The 15,700-nt window shown below is 39.8% G+C and carries 20 protein-coding genes; 19 read left to right on the top strand and 1 reads right to left on the bottom strand.

Annotated features, from left to right (window positions below; genetic code table 11):
* The first annotated feature begins 39 nt into the window (after positions 1-39).
* From rpsK to bhn_RS10740, 4 genes are all read left to right on the top strand, one after another.
* Entirely contained in the window at positions 40-450 is a 411-nt protein-coding gene (gene rpsK, locus bhn_RS10755) for a 30S ribosomal protein S11 (RefSeq protein ID WP_071176702.1), read from the top strand.
* A 159-nt stretch (positions 451-609) separates the two neighbouring features.
* A complete protein-coding gene (rpsD, locus tag bhn_RS10750; RefSeq protein ID WP_071176701.1) occupies positions 610-1,203 on the top strand; it encodes a 30S ribosomal protein S4 in 594 nt (197 codons plus the stop codon).
* Between the two features lie 45 nt (positions 1,204-1,248).
* Positions 1,249-2,205 (top strand): DNA-directed RNA polymerase subunit alpha, encoded by a 957-nt coding sequence (locus bhn_RS10745; RefSeq protein ID WP_071176700.1) that lies wholly within the window; start codon positions 1,249-1,251, stop codon positions 2,203-2,205.
* Positions 2,206-2,363: 158 nt separating this feature from the next.
* Positions 2,364-2,900, top strand: coding sequence for a bL17 family ribosomal protein (locus bhn_RS10740; RefSeq protein WP_071177509.1), 537 nt, complete (start codon positions 2,364-2,366; stop codon positions 2,898-2,900).
* A 73-nt stretch (positions 2,901-2,973) separates the two neighbouring features.
* Here bhn_RS10740 and bhn_RS10735 read toward each other — a convergent pair whose 3' ends face one another.
* Positions 2,974-3,852, bottom strand: coding sequence for a M15 family metallopeptidase (locus bhn_RS10735; protein ID WP_071176699.1), 879 nt, complete (start codon positions 3,850-3,852; stop codon positions 2,974-2,976).
* Positions 3,853-3,974: 122 nt separating this feature from the next.
* Here bhn_RS10735 and bhn_RS10730 point away from each other — a divergent pair, with 122 nt between their 5' ends.
* The 15 genes from bhn_RS10730 to bhn_RS15725 all read left to right on the top strand — a co-directional run bounded on the left by bhn_RS10730 (position 3,975) and on the right by bhn_RS15725 (position 15,685).
* Positions 3,975-4,823 (top strand): energy-coupling factor transporter ATPase, encoded by an 849-nt coding sequence (locus bhn_RS10730; RefSeq protein WP_071176698.1) that lies wholly within the window; start codon positions 3,975-3,977, stop codon positions 4,821-4,823.
* Positions 4,824-4,840: 17 nt separating this feature from the next.
* Complete coding sequence (locus bhn_RS10725; RefSeq protein WP_071176697.1) at positions 4,841-5,689, top strand: energy-coupling factor transporter ATPase; 849 nt, start codon at positions 4,841-4,843, stop codon at positions 5,687-5,689.
* A gap of 16 nt (positions 5,690-5,705) precedes the next feature.
* Positions 5,706-6,509: an energy-coupling factor transporter transmembrane component T family protein gene (locus bhn_RS10720; RefSeq protein WP_071176696.1), complete on the top strand. Its 804-nt coding sequence runs from the start codon at positions 5,706-5,708 to the stop codon at positions 6,507-6,509.
* A gap of 42 nt (positions 6,510-6,551) precedes the next feature.
* Positions 6,552-7,307, top strand: coding sequence for a tRNA pseudouridine(38-40) synthase TruA (truA, locus tag bhn_RS10715; RefSeq protein ID WP_071176695.1), 756 nt, complete (start codon positions 6,552-6,554; stop codon positions 7,305-7,307).
* A gap of 243 nt (positions 7,308-7,550) precedes the next feature.
* Positions 7,551-7,979, top strand: coding sequence for a 50S ribosomal protein L13 (gene rplM, locus bhn_RS10710; protein ID WP_022772976.1), 429 nt, complete (start codon positions 7,551-7,553; stop codon positions 7,977-7,979).
* A gap of 26 nt (positions 7,980-8,005) precedes the next feature.
* Positions 8,006-8,404 (top strand): 30S ribosomal protein S9, encoded by a 399-nt coding sequence (gene rpsI, locus bhn_RS10705; protein ID WP_071176694.1) that lies wholly within the window; start codon positions 8,006-8,008, stop codon positions 8,402-8,404.
* A gap of 175 nt (positions 8,405-8,579) precedes the next feature.
* Positions 8,580-8,951 carry a helix-turn-helix domain-containing protein gene (locus tag bhn_RS10700; RefSeq protein WP_029232844.1) on the top strand — a complete coding sequence of 124 codons (372 nt, stop codon included), beginning with the start codon at positions 8,580-8,582 and terminating at the stop codon, positions 8,949-8,951.
* Positions 8,952-9,500: a M78 family metallopeptidase domain-containing protein gene (locus bhn_RS10695; protein WP_026652490.1), complete on the top strand. Its 549-nt coding sequence runs from the start codon at positions 8,952-8,954 to the stop codon at positions 9,498-9,500.
* A 315-nt stretch (positions 9,501-9,815) separates the two neighbouring features.
* Complete coding sequence (locus tag bhn_RS10690; protein ID WP_071176693.1) at positions 9,816-10,301, top strand: EndoU domain-containing protein; 486 nt, start codon at positions 9,816-9,818, stop codon at positions 10,299-10,301.
* A complete protein-coding gene (locus bhn_RS10685) occupies positions 10,298-10,651 on the top strand; it encodes a hypothetical protein (protein WP_236845909.1) in 354 nt (117 codons plus the stop codon). Before bhn_RS10690 ends, bhn_RS10685 begins: the two co-directional genes overlap by 4 nt.
* A complete protein-coding gene (locus bhn_RS10680) occupies positions 10,632-11,375 on the top strand; it encodes a DUF4417 domain-containing protein (protein WP_071176692.1) in 744 nt (247 codons plus the stop codon). Before bhn_RS10685 ends, bhn_RS10680 begins: the two co-directional genes overlap by 20 nt.
* A gap of 205 nt (positions 11,376-11,580) precedes the next feature.
* Positions 11,581-12,492: a helix-turn-helix transcriptional regulator gene (locus bhn_RS10675; protein ID WP_071176691.1), complete on the top strand. Its 912-nt coding sequence runs from the start codon at positions 11,581-11,583 to the stop codon at positions 12,490-12,492.
* 64 nt (positions 12,493-12,556) lie between these two features.
* A complete protein-coding gene (locus bhn_RS10670; RefSeq protein WP_022778128.1) occupies positions 12,557-13,309 on the top strand; it encodes an N-acetyltransferase in 753 nt (250 codons plus the stop codon).
* A 295-nt stretch (positions 13,310-13,604) separates the two neighbouring features.
* Positions 13,605-14,225 carry a methylated-DNA--[protein]-cysteine S-methyltransferase gene (locus bhn_RS10665; protein ID WP_071176690.1) on the top strand — a complete coding sequence of 207 codons (621 nt, stop codon included), beginning with the start codon at positions 13,605-13,607 and terminating at the stop codon, positions 14,223-14,225.
* A 32-nt stretch (positions 14,226-14,257) separates the two neighbouring features.
* A complete protein-coding gene (locus bhn_RS15725) occupies positions 14,258-15,685 on the top strand; it encodes a Type 1 glutamine amidotransferase-like domain-containing protein (protein ID WP_161487324.1) in 1,428 nt (475 codons plus the stop codon).
* Positions 15,686-15,700 lie beyond the last annotated feature (15 nt).

Below are 15,700 nucleotides of genomic sequence, written 5' to 3'. Positions count from 1 at the left end.
ATTAAAAGTAATAATAGGAAGAAAGTAGGTTAGTTTAAAATGGCAAATCAGAAATCAGCAGTAGCTGCAAAGAAGGCAGCTGCTAAGAAACGTGTCAAGAAAAACGTTGAACACGGACAGGCACACATCCAGTCATCTTTCAATAACACAATCGTTACATTGACAGATGCTGCAGGTAACGCTCTTAGCTGGGCAAGTGCTGGCGGTCTGGGATTTAAGGGTTCAAGGAAATCTACTCCTTATGCTGCACAGGTAGCTGCAGAGACAGCAACTAAGGCTGCACTTATTCACGGCCTTAAGACTGTTGATGTATTCGTTAAGGGACCAGGATCAGGAAGAGAAGCTGCAATCAGAGCTCTTGCTGCAAGTGGCCTTACAGTTACATCTATCACAGACGTAACACCTGTACCACATAACGGATGCAGACCACCTAAGCGTCGTAGAGTTTGAGCGATAGTATATTATCGCAATATGTTGCGAGTTACATGTGCTAATATAATTTTCAATTTAACTCGTTGGACGAAGGTGCAAATGCTGAACAGGTTTCAGCAAACATTGTAAACAACATCAGAATGAAATTTATCTGATAATAATGAAAGGAGCCAAAAAATGGCAGTAAACAGAGTTCCAGTATTAAAGAGATGCAGATCACTTGATTTGGATCCAACATTCCTTGGATATGACAAGAAGTCAAAGAGAACATCAGCTAGAGCTGGTAAGAAGATGAGCGAGTACGGACTTCAGCTCCGCGAGAAGCAGAAGGCTAAGTTCATCTACGGCGTTCTTGAGAAGCCTTTCAGAAACTACTATGAGAGAGCTGATAGAATGAAGGGTCAGACAGGTGCAAACCTTATGACAATTCTTGAGTCAAGACTTGACAACGTAGTATTCAGAATGGGATTCGCAAGAACAAGAAGAGAAGCTAGACAGATCGTTCTTCATAAGTTCATCACAGTTAATGGAAAGGCAATCAACGTTCCTTCATACCTTATCAAGGCTGGCGATGTAGTTGAAGTTAAAGAAGCAGCTAAGAATATCCAGAGATTTAAGGATATCGCTGAGATCACAGCAGGTAGACTTGTTCCTGAATGGCTTGATGTTAACAAGGATGGCCTTAAGGGTACAATCAAGGAACTTCCATCAAGAGAAGTTATCGACGTGCCAGTAGACGAAATGCTTATCGTCGAGTTGTATTCTAAATAATGATATAATTAACTTGTTAACAAACCACTTAAGGAGGGTATATCAGTGTTTGATTTTGAAAGACCAAATATTGAAGTTGCTGAAATCTCAGATGATAAGAAGTATGGTAAATTCGTAGTTGAGCCTCTTGAGAGAGGTTACGGTATTACACTGGGCAATTCCCTTCGCAGGATTATGCTCTCTTCATTACCTGGTGCAGCAGTTAGCCAGGTTAAGATTGAAGGCGTTCTGCATGAGTTCAGTTCAATTCCTGGTGTTAAGGAAGATGTAACTGAGATCATTATGAATATCAAGAATCTTTCTATTAGAAATTCTTCTGATACTAACGAACCAAAGACAGCTTATATCGAGTTCAATGGTGAGGGTGTTGTCAGAGCTTCTGATATTCAGGTAGATCAGGATATCGAGATCATGAATCCTGATCAGGTAATCGCTACACTTTCTGGAAAGGATGCTAAGCTCTACATGGAGCTTACTATCACTAAGGGAAGAGGTTATGTAAGCTCAGACAAGAATAAGAGTGCTGATCTTCCTATCGGAGTGATCGCTATCGATTCTATCTACACACCTGTAGAGAGAGTAAACGTAACTGTTGAGAATACTCGTGTAGGTCAGGTTACTGATTTTGATAAGCTTACACTTGATGTTCACACAAATGGAACACTTGCTCCAGACGAGGCTGTGAGCCTTGCAGCAAAGGTTCTTTCAGAGCATCTTAGCCTGTTCATTGATCTTTCTGAAAATGCCAAGACTGCAGAAGTTATGGTAGAGAAGGAAGATGATGAGAAGGGCAAGGTTCTTGAGATGTCTATTGATGAACTTGAACTTTCAGTTCGTTCATTCAACTGCCTCAAGAGAGCTGGAATCAATACAGTTCAGGAACTTGCAAACAAGACTCCTGATGATATGATGAAGGTTCGTAACCTCGGCCGTAAGTCACTTGAGGAAGTTCTTGCTAAGCTTGATGAGCTTGGACTTTCACTCAGAGCAGATGGCGAATAAGTAATATCTTTAAATGAATATCCGCGGAGGGTAAATCCGATGTGTACCGATGCGGATTCTCATAGTAATTATCAACAGCATTTGGGAAGTAAGTCCGATGGGCATTTCCTTATGTTAACATGCAGGGGAAACCTGCTGATGAGAAAGGAATTAATATCATGGCAATGTACAGAAAGCTTGGAAAAGCAACAAAACCTAGAAGAGCACTTCTTCGTAACCAGGTAACAGCACTTCTTTACAACGGAAAGATTGTTACTACAGAGGCAAGAGCAAAGGAAATCAAGAAGATCGTAGAGCCTATGATCACTCTTGCAGCTAAGGAGAAGGACAACTACGAGACACTTACAGTAGATTGCAAGGTTCCTGAGAAGGACAAAGATGGCAAGAGAGTAAAGGAAGTAGTTGACGGCAAGAAGGTTACTAAGTATACAACTGTTAAGAAGGAAATCAAGAAGGATATGCCTTCACGTATGCACGCAAGAAGACAGCTTCTTAAGACTCTTTACCCAGTTCTTGATGTTCCACAGGAGAACAAGGGAAGAAAGAAGAACACAAAGGAAGTTGACCTTGTAGCAAAGCTTTTCGATGAGTACGGTCCTAAGTATGCAGATCGTAAGGGTGGTTACACTCGTATGATCAAGATCGGCCAGAGAAAAGGCGATGCAGCTATGATGGTTGTACTTGAGTTAGTTTAATTCTGACTTTATTAAAGGGATGAGCAAATGCTCATCCCTTTTTTGTTGGATACTTCTAGACCAAGTTAAAACATCATCCTATTTTCTTTTCAAAGTGCTGATAATCCTTAACTGAGTTCCAGTTGCCGCCCCAGGTAAAGCCATGCTCTTTAAAGAGCTTGTAGGCTAGATCATTTTCATCAATCTTATAAGGGAAGGATGTACTTCTGTCAGCATAGGCTTCACTGCCTTCAGGAGAGATGTTAGTGCTGCCATCTTTGTTGTAGGTGATATAAGGATTGTAGAAGGGGTTAAGGTCAATTGCAAGTCCCTTTGCGTGATTTGATAGTCTATTGGTTCCTTCTACCACTCTGTAGTTAAAACAGGAAGTGTTATTAGCGAGCATTGATGCTGTATCGTCACCGTCAAATTCATCTATGAGCTTGATACTTTCAATCTGATATCCGTTATTGTAAAGCTCTGAGAATATCTCTAGGATGTCCTGCGCAATAGCTTTATTGCAGATCATCTCGCCACTTTGAGTATTTCCATCAAAATCAACATATAAGAGACTGACATATCTAAGGTCATCAAGGGAAATTGTACAGTCTACAGGGTATGATACGCCGGAGATCCGCTTGAATACTTCATTGGAGATTGGCTCGTAGTAGAAATATTCACTAATGGAGACCCTGTCAGAATTTGGCTTTGCAATGTCATCAACTGTTGCGTTTGATGATGCGGAAGTGGCAGATGTTAATGAAACAGTTTCTGTAGATGCGGAGGTGGCAGATGTTGCAGATACATCTTCTATAGATGTGCTGGTAGCATAAGATGATGATTCTGCTGCGTCAGGATTATTTGATGCGTACTGCTCAAGCGTTTCGCCACCTGCTAGTAGCCTTGCCGCAACGGCACATATTATGATAACTGCCCCCAAAAGAGCAAAATCCTTAAAATATTTTTTATTCATGATAGTTCCTCGAAAATATTGATATATTAACGATAACATAAATTTAGCATAAGTGCAGAAGATATTATACCTAGGGCACTCATATGTGGTATACTGAATCGGAATGATTAGAGGTAAAACATATGATTCGTACAGATAAACTTGTATTTGAATATATCAGAAGAGATGAAGAAGGTAATGTTGAAGGAATCACAAGAGCGGTTGATGATGTCAATCTTGATGTGAAGCCTGGCCAGTTCATTGCTATTCTGGGCCATAACGGCTCAGGCAAGTCTACTCTTGCCAAGCATTTCAATGCCCTTTTATACCCTACAGAAGGACATGTTTTTGTAGATGGCATGGATACTGAAGATGATTCGCATCTTTGGGATATCAGACAGGAAGCAGGTATGATCTTCCAGAACCCTGACAACCAGATAATCGGTCAGGTTGTTGAGGAGGATGTTGGATTTGGCCCTGAGAATATGGGCGTTCCAACCAAGGAAATATGGGATAGAGTAGAAGAGAGCCTTAAGGCAGTCAATATGCTCAGCTTCAGAAAGTCATCGCCTAATCATTTATCAGGTGGTCAGAAGCAGAGAGTCTCTATTGCAGGAGTTATTGCTATGCATCCTAAGTGCATCATCATGGATGAACCTACAGCCATGCTTGATCCTAATGGTAGAAAAGACGTCATCAGAGCTGCTAGAGCGCTGAATGATGTTGAGGGCATCACAGTTATCCTGATCACTCATTACATGGAAGAGGTTATTCACGCAGATAAGGTCTTTGTTATGGACAAGGGCCATATCGAGATGCAGGGCACACCTAGAGAGATCTTTTCACAGGTTGATAGGTTAAAAGAGCTAAGACTTGGCGTTCCACAGGTGACACTCCTGGCGCATGAGCTCAAAAAGAGCGGGCTTCCACTTCCAGATGGAATCCTCACAAGAGAAGAATTTGTAGAAGAACTAAAAAAGCTTAAGAAATAAAGCTTTGGAGAATAGAAATGTCAATCATACTTGATCATGTCAATTACATATATGATGAAGATACAGCAATGGCCCATGCTGCCCTTATTGATGTCAATCTTGAGATACCTAAGGGACAGTTTATAGGCCTTATTGGACATACAGGCTCTGGAAAGTCTACACTTATCCAGCATATGAACGGCCTTGTTAAGCCAACAAGCGGAAATGTTTATTTTGATGGCAAGGATATAAATGATCCTGATTTTAACAAAAAAGACCTAAGAGCCAAGGTGGGACTTGTTTTCCAGTATCCTGAGCATCAGCTTTTTGAAACAGACTGTTTTAAAGATGTTTGCTTTGGACCAAAGAACCTTGGACTTCCACAAAAGGAAGTTGAACTCAGAGCCTACGAAGCTTTAAAACAGGTTGGCTTTGATGATGACTATTTTTACCAGTCTCCATTTGATCTTTCAGGTGGTCAGAAAAGACGTGTGGCTATAGCGGGCGTTCTAGCTATGAAGCCAGAAGTTTTGATCCTTGATGAGCCTACAGCAGGCCTTGATCCCAAAGGACGAGAAGATATTCTTAATCTTATCTCATCTCTTCATAGAGAAATGGGCATTACTATCATATTGGTAAGCCATAGTATGGATGATGTAGCCGATTATGTTCAGAGGATCATTGTTATGAATAAGGGCAGAGTTGCCTTTGATAATGAGCCAAAAGAGGTGTTCAAGCACTACAAAGAGCTTGAGGAGATAGGACTTGCTGCACCTCAGGTTACATACGTTATGCAGGAATTATCTGCTGCAGGATTTAATGTTGATCCTGGAGCTACTACTTTGGAGGAAGCCAAGAACGAGATCCTCAAATGCTTTGGGATCTGACGAAGGATAAATAGATATGCTAAGAGACATTACATTAGGACAATATTATAGGACTGATTCAGTTATACACAGGCTTGATCCAAGGGTTAAGCTAGCTACAACTTTCATTTTTATCATATCTCTTTTTGTAGTTAACAATTTTGTAGGATATTTGCTTGCAACTCTGTTTTTAGTAATGTGTATCAAGCTTTCCAATGTGCCTCCTAAGTTCATTTTTAGGGGCATGAAGACTATTTTCTTTTTACTACTTATTACAATGGTCTTCAACCTCTTTTTGACACCAGGAAGGGCAATTTTTACTCTTTGGAAAATATCGATCACTTACGAAGGTCTTTTCCTTGCAATTAAGATGGCATTTAGGTTGATACTGCTTATTTCAGGTTCGTCCATCATGACGCTTACTACAACGCCCAATAACCTTACTGATGGCCTTGAGAGCCTTTTGAAACCACTTAAGTTATTCCACGTGCCAGTTCATGAGATATCAATGATGATGTCCATAGCACTTAGATTTATACCAATTTTGCTTGAAGAAACTGATAAGATCATGAAGGCACAGATGGCAAGATGTGCTGATTTTGAAAGCGGGTCTTTGATTAAGAGGGCAAAGAGCCTTGTTCCGCTTTTAGTACCTCTTTTCATATCTGCATTTAGAAGGGCCCTGGAGCTTGCGATGGCTATGGAAGCAAGATGTTATCGCGGTGGTGAAGGCAGAACCAAGATGAAACCGCTTATTTATCAGAACAGAGATAGGATAGCGTATGCAGTAGTTTTTGGATACTTTGTCCTTGCGATAGTTGTTGGAAGAATTATTTTTTGATCATTTATAAGGAGCGCAGCGTTGGCTGAAAAGAAACGAGTAATGCTGGTAGTCTCTTATGATGGAACAGCCTACAATGGATGGGCATTCCAAAAGAGCACCCACAATACAATTGAAGAGATGCTTGCCAGAGCTGTTCATGGACTAACTGGCGAAGACGTAGAGATCATCGGCGCAAGCCGTACAGATGCTGGGGTTCACGCTTATGGCAATATAGCAGTTTTTGACACTTGTTCCACAATTCCTGGAGACAGGTTTTCCTATGCTTTGAATCATATACTCCCAGAAGATATCTGTGTTGTAGAATCCAGAGAAGTTTACAAGGATTTTCATCCAAGACATTGTGATACGCTTAAAACCTATGAATACAGGGTGCTTAATACCAAAATGCCAGTTCCAACAAGGCGTTTTTATACATACCATTTCAGTATGCCTTTAGATATCGAAAAGATGAATGAGGCAGCTAAGCTTCTTGAGGGAGAGCATGACTTTACAAGCTTCTGCAATGTAGAATCTCAGGCTCTTAGTCATGTCAGAACTATCAAAGAAGTAAGTGTGAAGTGCCATGGCGATGAAGTTATCATAAGTGTTACTGGTAACGGATTTCTTTATAATATGGTCAGGATCATTGCAGGAACTCTTTTGCAGATAGGAAGGGGAAAAGGCGAGCCTTCTGACATTACTGCGATGCTTGAAAAAAAGGATAGAAGCGCAGCAGGACCAACTGCTCCGGCTCAAGGCCTGTTCCTCATCAAATATGAGTTTCTTGATGGAATTCCAGACCCATCAGATACGTAATTTTTTGATGATTTTTTATTGACAAATTCGGTAAAAAAGTCATATAATATCTTACTGTGTGACAAAGTTTGTTCTATAACTATGCCCACATGAATTATTAGTACATGACATGTTGATGTCCCGGTAAGCTTCAATATGTTCATATATTTACTGATTGGATCAGGTGAAGGGTTCATTCAGAGGTAACAAATATTTAAAATGCACCTAGTTTTGCTATGTGCCGAATTATTTGGAGGAAACATAATGAAAACTTATATGCCTAGTGCAACTACAGTTGAGAAGAAGTGGTATGTAGTTGATGCTACAGATATGACACTTGGACGTCTTGCTTCTAACGTTGCAAACGTACTTAGAGGAAAGAACAAGCCTATTTACACACCTAACATCGACACAGGTGATTATGTAATCGTTATCAATGCAGAGAAGATTAAGGTTTCTGGTAAGAAGCTTGATCAGAAGATGTATTGGCACCACACAGATTATGTTGGACATCACAAAGAGTTCTCACTTCGTCAGATGCTTAATGATAAGCCTGAGAGAGTTATCGAGCATGCTGTAAAGGGAATGCTTCCAAAGGGATCTCTTGGTAGAGAGATGTACACAAAGCTTCACGTATATGCTGGTTCAGAGCATCCACATGCAGCTCAGAAGCCTGAAGTATTAACATTTTAATCTGGTAAGTGAAGGAGAATAATAAAATGGCAAAGTCAGCTAATTATTACGGAACAGGTAGAAGAAAGAAGTCAGTTGCAAGAGTATACCTTAAATCCGGAAATGGTAATATTACAATCAACAAGAGACCTATCGATGAGTATTTCGGACTTGAGACACTCAAGGTTATCGTTAGACAGCCTCTCGTAGCTACAGAGACAACAGATAAGTTTGATGTAGTTGTTACTGTAAGAGGTGGCGGCACAACAGGTCAGGCTGGTGCAATCAGACACGGTATTTCAAGAGCTCTTCTTCAGGCTGATTCAGATGAATACAGACCAACACTTAAGAAGGCTGGATACCTTACAAGAGATCCTCGTATGAAGGAAAGAAAGAAGTACGGCTTAAAGAAAGCTCGTCGTGCTCCACAGTTCTCAAAGAGATAATCGTTTCACAACGTATTACGTATTTGGACAATCATATACGACTTATTACACCTCAGGACAATTGTCCTGGGGTGTTTTTATAATCTGTAGTTAACCTAAAAATGGTTAAATATATTGCTTGAATTTAATATAATTCAGTGATACGATAATTGATATAAAGAAAGGAGCTTGTATCATGTCATATACAAAATATGGTGAATTTGTACGTGTGTTAAGAATCAAGCATCATGAAGTAATGGGCGATATGGCTGAAATACTTGGAGCTTCATTGCCGTTTATTTCAGCAGTAGAAAATGGAAGGAAAAATGTACCTGCTGAGTGGGTAGCAAAATTGGTTGAACACTATCATCTCTCATCAAAAGAAAGAGCAGAATTAGAAGAGGCTATAGAAGAATCAAGGGCGCAATATAAAATTGATTCAAAAAAGGCAGGGAATGCACAGAGAAAAGCAGTGTTAGCATTTGCTAGAGCATTTGACGAGATGGATGATGATACGGCAATTAAAATACTGGAATTATTAAGCAAAAAGGAGGATACATCAAAGTAAATGGATTACGAAACAAAACCAACTAGTAGAAAAGATTTACGAAGATTTGCAGTGTATTTTAGAGAATTGTTTGATGTTCCTCTTTCAGGACCATTTCCTGTCTTGGAGGCACTTGATAAGTTAAGAGATGTTTTTGAGGACTGTGATTATGAGATTGTTGAAGATAAGAAACTTGCTCCACAAACAATGGCAAGATGTACTCCAAATGATAAAGGCGGATTTACAATCGAGATAAAAGAGACAGTGTACTGGGGAGCATACAAAAAAGGTATTGGAGCGTTTCTTGGCTTTATATGTCACGAAATTTGCCATGTTTTCTTATTTGAAATAGGATTTACACCTCTTTATAACAGAAGCTTTGAGGATAATGAAGTACCTGCATATTGCAGTGTTGAATGGCAGGCCAAGGCATTATGCGCGGAGGTTATGATACCATATGAAGAAAGTAAGGGAATGAAGCCTAAGCAAATTGTAGATAAGTACCATGTTTCACAAGCTTTTGCTGCAAATAGGAGAAAATTGGATAGAGCTGATAAGAAAAAACATTGATAAATGAAAAAGCTTAATACATCATGTTTTTTATTCAGAGAAAGGAGGCGAAAATGATAAGAGGCTTTACGTAGATAAAGAAAAAACGCATAACTGTTGGCGCAGTTATACGTTCTCTCGAAGAAAGACTCAGTAGAATCTTTCATAATCGGTATATACTATTCTACTTCAATCTTTCTTAGAGAGCAATAAAAATGTAACTGAAAATTCTTTATTGTTTGGTCAAGTATGATTCTTGACAGAAAGATGAGGAGAAAATGGAAAAAGTAATTGTTTTAGTTCCTTGTCTGTCGACTATGACAGGAGGGAACGGCTATGGGTACAACTAAATCAGGAAGAACCTTAAATACGCATGGAGCAAGAGGACAAGCTAGTCAGTATGCAGTGGTTCATTCTAATGAAGGAGATTATACAAAGGCATCAAAAAATAATAAGATAAGGCTTAAGCGTGGTGGGCACGGACAAGCTGGAATGAATGAACTTGATAAGTATGGAATAGAATATCATGTTGTAAAGACGTATCCAAATGGAGTTCGCGTTGGATATATTCCGAATCATAAAGAAAAAATGAAACAGTCTGGAATGAATCAATCCTGGTTTCCTAAATCTTGGACAAGCAAAGATATAAAGCATGCTGGCGAACATGTAGCTAATCTCAAAGCAAATCGTCATGTTCAAGATGGAAAGCGAATTTATGGAATGTGGAAGGGTGTTAGAGTTGGTGTGATAAAGACTCATGGACAGATAGGGACGATATTTCCTGATGCAAAGCAACCGACCAAGAAAGGGAGCAAAAAATGATGGATGTTATCAAGTTTAGAGAGATTATAAAACAGCGAGAAGAGACAGATGATGAATGGGATTATGGCGTAGAACAATGTTGGAAGCAAGAAGTAGAGCTTCTTACTAAAGATATTCCTTCAACAATTGAGTTTTTGAAAAATGATTGTACAGCCGAAGAGTATTCTTGGATAAGCGAGGTATTAGATGATATTGTGGAATTGGTGCCTAGCCAAGAACTCGTTCAGTGTTATAAAAATCTTATGACAAAGTTCCCGGAGGAATGCTCCAAATACAACATTGCTGGAAGCATTGAGAGTGCTGAAGCAATTCTTAGATGGGAGGCAGAACATGGGAAAGGCGGTAACTAATCTAGTTGATGAAGGATTTAGAGTCTCTTTGGTTGAAACTGCATTTTTCGACGGAAAGTATGAAATTCCACATATCGATGCACCAAGCAAAATCATTATACCTAAGGGTATGGTTCCGTTCTCGTTAAGAGAACGGAGCCAGGATAAAAGCGATTTTGTTTGCTTTTATGAGCATGATATCAACTTTCGTGAGATTCTAACGAACACTGAAGAATATGTCGATGATCTAAAAAGGTTTCCAGGAATTATTACGCCAGATTGTTCGCTTTATATTGATGCTCCATTATGTGTCCAGATTGCAGATATTTACTTGAATAGGGCAGTAGGATACTATTTAAGCCAACAAGGAATATATGTTGTTCCTAACATTCGGTGGGGAGATGAAAGAACTTATAAAGCGGATTTTCTCGGAGAAAAGGTTGCGTTTAAGGGTGTAGATAAGCATAGTATTGTTTCTATTGGAACATATGGCCAAATCAGATCAGCTGAATCCAAAAGGTATTTTAGAGAAGGTCTAGAAGAAATGCTGAAGGAACTTGAGCCAGAAGTTGTTCTTGTTTATGGATCTATGCCTGATAAGATATTTTGTGGACTTTATGATAAGACGAGGTTCATACAATACCCTGATTGGACTACACGTATGAAAAAAAATGATTATCATAAGGGTGAATTGCCACCAGCCGCATACAGTAGCCCTGAGCTTTCTACCGTACGCAGCAGGTAAACAGCAACTTGTCCTAGAAATGCCACAAACACAGCACTTAGGACATTGAAAAAGTTCTCAAAGAGATAATCATCTGCTATGGCAGATTTCAGAAACCCACAACCATCTGGTTGTGGGTTTTTTGTTGCCAAAAATAGTGTAGAATATAAACATGACATATAGATGACGTGTTTGTGCTTGTATGATAATTATAGAAGGTGATCAAATGAAGATAGACAGACTGATCGGCATACTATCAATTCTTTTGCAAAAAGAGGTGACGACAGCTCCGGAGCTGGCTGAGCATTTCGAGGTGTCTAGAAGAACGATAAACAGAGATATTGAGACTCTTTGTCAGGCAGGAATACCAATCAAAACGACCCAGGGAGTTGGAGGCGGTATAAGCATCATGGATGGCTATAAGATGGATAGGACTCTTTTGACATCCCGTGACATGCAGATGATACTGGCGGGACTACGAAGCCTTGATAGTGTTAGTGGAAGCGGATATTATGGGCAGCTTATGGAGAAGCTCCAGGCAGGTTCTTCGGAGTTTATCAGCGGTAGGGATTCTGTCCTTATCGACCTGTCTTCTTGGTACAAGACATCGCTGGCTCCAAAGATATCTACTATTCAGGATGCGATAGAAAACAGGCATCTTTTGACCTTCCACTATTATGCTCAGACGGGAGAAGGAAAACGAACTATTGAGCCATATTATGTAGTGTTTAAGTGGAGCAGCTGGTATGTCTATGGATGGTGTCAAAAGCGCAAAGATTATCGTCTATTTAAATTAAACCGCATGGATAAAGTGGTTGAAACGGATAAAGGATTTGTCTGCAGAAACGCTCCATTACCTGATCTGTCTACAGAAAAGATATTTCCTGGTGGAATCAAGGTAAAAGCGCTGTTTTCAAAGGATGTAAAGTGGCGCCTGGTGGAGGAATTCGGACCAAACTGTTTTACGGAAACAGAGGATGGTAGACTTATGTTTACTGCGGATTACACGGACTCAGATAATTTGATCACATGGATAATGACCTTTGGAAATAAAGCAGAAGTGCTTGAGCCGGTAGAAGCCAGGAGGCAGATTTCAAAGATAGTACAGAAAATGGCGACGATTTACAAGGAGGACTAATGAAAGTGGTGTCAGAGAAGCTTAAGTCGGTTATAAGACATCCTATTAGAAGGGAGAGCTGAAGATGGAGTATATAAGAGTATCCAAGGATAATCTTGAAGAAGAACACATCTGTTGTGCTATATCAAACAATAAAGATATACAGGTATCATCCAAGAAAGCCTGGCTTGCTGACAGATTTGATGAAGGGCTTGTTTTCTTAAAGAGTGTCGAACGCGGTAAATGCTTTATTGAATATATCCCGGCAGAGTATGCGTGGAATCCGATAAATGCACCGGAATATATGTATATCGATTGTCTGTGGGTTTCAGGTTCCTTAAAGGGACATGGATATTCAAGTGATCTTCTTAATGAGTGCATAAAGGACAGTAAGGAAAAGGGGAAGAAGGGAATTTGCATATTATCTGCTGCTAAGAAAAAGCCATTCCTTTCTGATCCAAAGTTTCTAGCATTCAAAGGCTTTCAAGTTTGTGATGAAGCCGATAATGGAATCCAGCTGTGGTATCTGTCCTTTGAAAAAAGTGTTGAAACACCATGCTTCAAGGAATGTGCAAAGCATCCTCGTATCGATGAAAAAGGATACGTGCTTTATTACACGAATCAGTGCCCATTTAATGCCAAGTATGTGCCTGTTTTGGAAGAGACTGCTAAGAACAATGGAATACCGTTTAGAGCGATCAGAATAGAGACCAGAGATCAGGCTCAGAATGCTCCAACACCAATTACCACATATGCACTGTTCTGTGATGGGGATTATGTAACTAATGAGCAAATGAATGATAAGAAGTTTTTAAAACTGGTCAATGCAAATCTTTAATATTATCATGACTTAGGGAGTTCAGTTTAACATGAACTTCCTTTTTATTGCATCTATATGAATTTAATGTAGTAATATAAGCACGCATTGCGATATAGATAGTGATGTGCTGTTATAGACTTATCGCATTTCGCGGAGGTGCAGATAAGTCCTGAGCCTTCTACCGTACGCAGCAGGTTACAGAACCCCAGATGTTTGGGGTTCTTTTTTTATCTAATGAAATTGAGTATGATATATACAATGATATTAACTGCATAGGAACTCAGTATTCTTGAATCATTTCAAGGAGAGGTTTATGAAAACAAGAGAAGAAGCACTTAGCTACGGCTTATCATTTCCAAACACATATCAGGAAGCACCTTTTCATGATCCTAATTGGCAACTTGTTCGTGTGAAAAGAACTAAGAAGGCCTTTTTATGGACCTATGAGAAAGATGGATATATCAATTTAAATCTTAAAGTTGATCCAGAATGGCGAGATTTATGGAGAAGAACATATAAATCAGTGCTTCCTGGATATCATCAGAATAAGGAACATTGGAATACAGTGATTCTAGATGGTTCAATCCCTGATGATGTCATAAAAAGAATGATTGCCGAGAGCTATGATCTTGTTACAGATTCTCCTACAAAAAGGATATATGAGGCAGTAAAGAAAATTCCAAAAGGAAAAGTCGCTACGTACGCTGATGTGGCTGAGCTGGCTGGAGATAGAAAGATGGCCAGAGCAGTTGGAAATGCACTTCATAAAAATCCAGATCCAAGCACCATACCATGCCACCGCGTAGTCAATTCCAAAGGAGAACTTGCTGGAGAATATGCTTTTGGTGGAGCGTGGAAACAGGCTCAGATACTTGAAAGTGAAGGCGTTGAGATCATCGATGGAAAGGTGAATCTGGAAAAGTACAGAATATAAAAGACATCGTAACCACAAGGGGAAGGAACAGTATGAGAAAAGAATTGTTGGCGGTATTTAGCGGTTTTCCAGAGCATCATTTCTCAAAGGAGATTGCTGAGCGTCTTAGAACAGAACTTAAGAATAGGAAAAGCATAGTGTTTATCACAGCGTGTCCGCTAGATTATGAGCAAAATGATGATGACTGTGATGGCATGTATGAGATGTTTGTAGAGCAGGGATTACCGTTTGAAAAGCACTGCGTGATTGATAAGCGCACAGAACCGGGTAATGCAAAAGAGCTTGTGGAAAATGCGGATTGTATTTTTCTGATGGGTGGCGGAGCCTGTGAGGAGCAGCTTGATCTTATTCGTGAAAAAAGCTGCTATGATGCCTTGATTGATTGTCATGCCGCTATATTTGGCGTTAGTGCTGGCTCTATGAATATGGCCCGTAAGACGGTGGATTTCTTTGAATCAATGGAAGCTTTTGATGGACTAGGATTCACTAATATCACAGTTAGCTGTCACCATGACCTAGAAGATAAATGGCGCTATGAGCAGACACTTAGGATGTCAGATGACCGCACAGTTTACGCCATGGAGGATATGAGTGCCTTTTTTATCAAAGGAGGCAAGGTAGATACTGTAGGAACAATCTACAAAGTTAATGACAGAAAGCTCAATAGGTTAACTGAGGAAGATATCAAAGAACTTGAACAGGACGAGTTTAGACGAGTATTCGATACTATCCCTGAGCAGTTTGATAAATTTCGTCCAAGGTATAGCGAGGAATTGTTTTCATATTTGATCGACGAAGCCCAAATTGGACCAGGAAAGCGCGTTTTGGAAATTGGTCCCGGAACAGGACAGGCTACGGATCCTGTGCTTAGAACTGGGTGCGAATACCATGCAATCGAACTTGGGGAACATCTTTATCGTAAGATGAAAGAGAAGTACGGGAAGCTATCAAACTTCAACATTGTGAATGATGATTTTATTACACATGATTTTGGTGATATGAAGTTTGATATGATCTATTCGGCTGCTACAATTCAGTGGATACCTGAGACAGTGGCATATACAAAAACATTCGATCTTCTAAAACCAGGTGGAACGCTTGCAATGATGATTACCAGCTCAGAGTATAAATCAAGCAATGAGCTGCTGTATGCGAAGATCCAAGCCTTGTACGATCGTTACTACAAGCCAGATATTCCTTATATGCACGGGAAGTTCCGATATACAGCTGCTTCTGAGTATGGCTATACTGAGGTTACACGTCACGATTTTAAAGGTCAGCGCGTATTTACTGCTGATGAGTATGTGTCATTTTGTGGAACCCATTGCGATCATATAGTGCTTTCAGAACCTCTACGAACTGAGTTCTTTGAGAAACTTAGGAATTCGGTGCTAGAGGCTGGAAATCGAATTGTTTTTAACGATACATATGTACTGTATCTAACTAAAAGACCATACTGAACGGACAGTGGAATA

Source organism: Butyrivibrio hungatei (assembly GCF_001858005.1).
GTDB classification, from domain to species: Bacteria; Bacillota; Clostridia; order Lachnospirales; family Lachnospiraceae; genus Butyrivibrio; species Butyrivibrio hungatei.
The sequence above is the reverse complement of the archived record's forward strand: the minus strand, read 5'-3'. Positions and strand labels throughout refer to the sequence as shown.

Bases quoted from the DNA above. Each gene is read 5' to 3' on its own strand.
- rpsK (WP_071176702.1), top strand. From the start codon at position 40: ATGGCAAATCAGAAATCAGCAGTAGCTGCAAAGAAGGCAGCTGCTAAG.
- rpsD (WP_071176701.1), top strand. From the start codon at position 610: ATGGCAGTAAACAGAGTTCCAGTATTAAAGAGATGCAGATCACTTGAT.
- bhn_RS10740 (WP_071177509.1), top strand. From the start codon at position 2,364: ATGGCAATGTACAGAAAGCTTGGAAAAGCAACAAAACCTAGAAGAGCA.
- bhn_RS10735 (WP_071176699.1), bottom strand. From the start codon at position 3,852: ATGAATAAAAAATATTTTAAGGATTTTGCTCTTTTGGGGGCAGTTATC.
- bhn_RS10730 (WP_071176698.1), top strand. From the start codon at position 3,975: ATGATTCGTACAGATAAACTTGTATTTGAATATATCAGAAGAGATGAA.
- bhn_RS10725 (WP_071176697.1), top strand. From the start codon at position 4,841: ATGTCAATCATACTTGATCATGTCAATTACATATATGATGAAGATACA.
- bhn_RS10720 (WP_071176696.1), top strand. From the start codon at position 5,706: ATGCTAAGAGACATTACATTAGGACAATATTATAGGACTGATTCAGTT.
- truA (WP_071176695.1), top strand. From the start codon at position 6,552: ATGCTGGTAGTCTCTTATGATGGAACAGCCTACAATGGATGGGCATTC.
- rplM (WP_022772976.1), top strand. From the start codon at position 7,551: ATGAAAACTTATATGCCTAGTGCAACTACAGTTGAGAAGAAGTGGTAT.
- rpsI (WP_071176694.1), top strand. From the start codon at position 8,006: ATGGCAAAGTCAGCTAATTATTACGGAACAGGTAGAAGAAAGAAGTCA.
- bhn_RS10700 (WP_029232844.1), top strand. From the start codon at position 8,580: ATGTCATATACAAAATATGGTGAATTTGTACGTGTGTTAAGAATCAAG.
- bhn_RS10695 (WP_026652490.1), top strand. From the start codon at position 8,952: ATGGATTACGAAACAAAACCAACTAGTAGAAAAGATTTACGAAGATTT.
- bhn_RS10690 (WP_071176693.1), top strand. From the start codon at position 9,816: ATGGGTACAACTAAATCAGGAAGAACCTTAAATACGCATGGAGCAAGA.
- bhn_RS10685 (WP_236845909.1), top strand. From the start codon at position 10,298: ATGATGGATGTTATCAAGTTTAGAGAGATTATAAAACAGCGAGAAGAG.
- bhn_RS10680 (WP_071176692.1), top strand. From the start codon at position 10,632: ATGGGAAAGGCGGTAACTAATCTAGTTGATGAAGGATTTAGAGTCTCT.
- bhn_RS10675 (WP_071176691.1), top strand. From the start codon at position 11,581: ATGAAGATAGACAGACTGATCGGCATACTATCAATTCTTTTGCAAAAA.
- bhn_RS10670 (WP_022778128.1), top strand. From the start codon at position 12,557: ATGGAGTATATAAGAGTATCCAAGGATAATCTTGAAGAAGAACACATC.
- bhn_RS10665 (WP_071176690.1), top strand. From the start codon at position 13,605: ATGAAAACAAGAGAAGAAGCACTTAGCTACGGCTTATCATTTCCAAAC.
- bhn_RS15725 (WP_161487324.1), top strand. From the start codon at position 14,258: ATGAGAAAAGAATTGTTGGCGGTATTTAGCGGTTTTCCAGAGCATCAT.